The sequence below is a fragment of the Bradyrhizobium sp. 23 genome (assembly GCF_023073295.1).
Classification (GTDB): domain Bacteria; phylum Pseudomonadota; class Alphaproteobacteria; order Rhizobiales; family Xanthobacteraceae; genus Bradyrhizobium; species Bradyrhizobium canariense_D.
Window position 1 is genome coordinate 368,131 of record NZ_JADPJF010000103.1, and the last position, 2,522, is coordinate 370,652.

Annotated in this window: 4 protein-coding genes; 1 reads left to right on the forward strand and 3 read right to left on the reverse strand. The window is 66.7% G+C overall.

Annotation, left to right across the window (positions count from 1 at the left end):
- Positions 1-982, reverse strand: a 982-nt coding sequence (locus IVB32_RS26790) for a LacI family DNA-binding transcriptional regulator (RefSeq protein ID WP_247411823.1), incomplete at its 3' end; no start/stop codon positions are given.
- A gap of 112 nt (positions 983-1,094) precedes the next feature.
- On the opposite strand from IVB32_RS26790, the gene IVB32_RS26795 reads away from it, so the two are divergent.
- Positions 1,095-1,622 (forward strand): DUF1003 domain-containing protein, encoded by a 528-nt coding sequence (locus IVB32_RS26795; protein WP_018460104.1) that lies wholly within the window; start codon positions 1,095-1,097, stop codon positions 1,620-1,622.
- Between the two features lies 1 nt (position 1,623).
- Here IVB32_RS26795 and IVB32_RS26800 read toward each other — a convergent pair whose 3' ends face one another.
- Positions 1,624-2,091 (reverse strand): GNAT family N-acetyltransferase, encoded by a 468-nt coding sequence (locus IVB32_RS26800; protein ID WP_085384941.1) that lies wholly within the window; start codon positions 2,089-2,091, stop codon positions 1,624-1,626.
- Between the two features lie 10 nt (positions 2,092-2,101).
- Positions 2,102-2,522, reverse strand: a 421-nt coding sequence (locus IVB32_RS26805) for a cupin domain-containing protein (RefSeq protein WP_247411824.1), incomplete at its 5' end; no start/stop codon positions are given.

Here is a 2,522-nt window from a genome sequence, read left to right on the forward strand (position 1 = left end):
GCGCGAGCAGCACGCGCACGGCGGCGCGCGCTTCGTGTCCGGGGTTCTGCGAGATAGCGGCATGCATCACGCCCTGCAGCAGCAGCCGACGCGTCAACGCGGTGAGGTCGTGTCCGACGAACACCACCTGCTTGTCGCGACTGGCATCGCTCAACGCCTTTTCATTCAACGCGTTGGCGACGCCTTGCGTACCGGCGCCGACATTATAAAGACCCACGATGTCGGCATGCCGGCTCAACAGCCGCGTCAACACCTGCTCCGAACGCGCGTCCTCGTCGCGCCCTTCGAGCACCGGCAGCACGCTGAGGCCGGGGAATTCCGACGCCATCACCTGGTTGAAGCCAAAAATGCGCTCGGCATGATCGCGCAGGCCCTGCGAGCCCGCGACGATCGCGACCTTGCCGGACTTTTGTCCGACCAGCCGCCCGACCAGCGCGCCGGCAGTCCGCCCCGCAGCAATGTTGTCGATGCCGACATAATGGTGCCGGCGCGACGACGGCACGTCCGAGACCAGCGTCACGACCTTGGCGCCGGCATCGACGAGATCGTCGATCGCGGCGCGGACCCTGGGATGATCCAGCGCCACCACAGCGACACCGTCGTAATCATCCGAGAGCCCTTCCAGGGATGCCGCGAGCATGGACGGATCGAACACGTCGGTCGCGACGGTCTCGACGCCGAGGCGGCGGGACGACAACCAGCCCGACATCTCGCCGAGATAATCCTGGATCTGCTGCATGAACGGGTTCGGCCCCGACGGCATCACGAAGGCGAAACGGCGGGCGCGGCCGCGGGCGAGCTCGGCGGCGGCCACGTGCGGCTGGAACGAATTGCGCTCGATCGCCTCCTTGACGCGCCGGACCGTATCCGGCCGCACGCCCGGCCGATTGTGCAGGACGCGGTCCACCGTCGCGAGGCTGACGCCGGCCTGGCGGGCGATGTCCTTCAGCGTCAGCGCGGTCGTGGTGAGCGTCTCGGCCATGGCTGAAGGCTAGCAGAGGTGTTTTGAGGTACGCAACTCATTTTGAGAGGCGGCAGCCATTTTCCCGCAGCTCAGCCCAGGAACAGCCTTTCCCGTCCGCCGTTGCCGCCCTGTGCATAACGATATCACCCATGATCCGGGCGAGGGATTGAGCCCGACGCTCGAGCGCAACATCCAGGCCCTGGTCGAGCGCCGCCGCCGGGAGCAGCGCGCTGCCAAGGGTCAGGAAAAGCTTGCCGATGCGATCACGGCGTTCACCGGCAGCATGGCGTTCGTCTATCTCCATGTCGCTGTGTTCGGCTTCTGGATCATCGCCAATCTGCATTGGCTGCCGGGAATCCCGGCCTGGGACGAGAGCTTCGTAGTGCTGGCGATGATTGCTTCGGTCGAGGCGATCTTCCTATCGACATTCGTGCTGATCTCGCAGAACCGCATGAGTGCAGCAGCGGACAAGCGCGCCGATCTCGATCTCCAGATCAGCCTTCTCGCCGAGCACGAATTGACCAAGGTTGCCCGCCTCCTTACGCAGATCGCCGAGCGGCTCGATGTCCAGCCCGACTCGAAACGGGATCTGGAGGAGGCAAGCCGCGACATCGCCCCCGAGCGCGTGCTCGACAGGATCGAGGAGACGCGCTCCTGAGCTATCGGCTGGCCGACAGGTCGAGGGTCAGGAACAGGCTGTTGGGATCCTCGACATAGCCCTCGAACGGGCCGCAGAGGACAAAGCCATGCGCCCGGTAGAGCGCGAGCGCCGGCTTGAAATAGTCCCACGAGCCGGTCTCGAGGCTGAGCCGCGCCATGCCGCGCGCGCGGGCTTCTGTGACGATGTGGCGGAGCATCTCACCGCCAAAGCCGCGCCGCCGCGTGGTCTGGAGCGTGTGCATCGATTTCACCTCGCCGTGCTCGGCTGACAGCGTCTTCAGCGCACCGACGGCGACCAGCGTCTCGCCGTCCCAGCCGGTCCAGAACGCGATGTCGGGCGCGCGCAGTCCGGAGAGATCGAGCGCATGGGCGCTGCCCGGCGCGGTCTGCGCCCGCGCCGCCGTGACGTGATGATCGAGCAGCGCGATGACGCGCGGATCAAAGGTGTCGCCGGTGCGGATCTGCATCGTCACGGTCTCACATCTTGCCGTAGGACGCGCCGCGGCGCGTGATGATGACGTAGCGCGCGTCCTGTCTGGTCTCGTTCTCGAAGATCACCGCGCGCATCACATCGAAGTCGAGACAGTCGCCTTCGCGCAGGCGAACCGCCTTGGCGTCGATGTGCACGGCGATCGCGCCCTCCAGCATCAGCAGCTGCTGGGTGAAGGCATTGCGGCCCCAAGGGCTGTATGGCACCCGCGCACCGGCCGGCAAATCGACGACGATGATCTCGATGCCGCTCGCCGCGTCCGTGGGCGACGCGTGACGGCGGCGATAGCCGCTGTCGGGATCGCGCCAGTGCGGCTGGTCGGCGAGCCGCACCAGCCGCTCCGGCGGCTTTTCGGCCAGCGCGACGACGTCGCTGAGCGACACGTCGAGCGCGGCGCAGAGTTTTCCC

Bases quoted from the DNA above. Each gene is read 5' to 3' on its own strand.
- IVB32_RS26800 (WP_085384941.1), bottom strand. From the start codon at position 2,091: ATGCAGATCCGCACCGGCGACACCTTTGATCCGCGCGTCATCGCGCTG.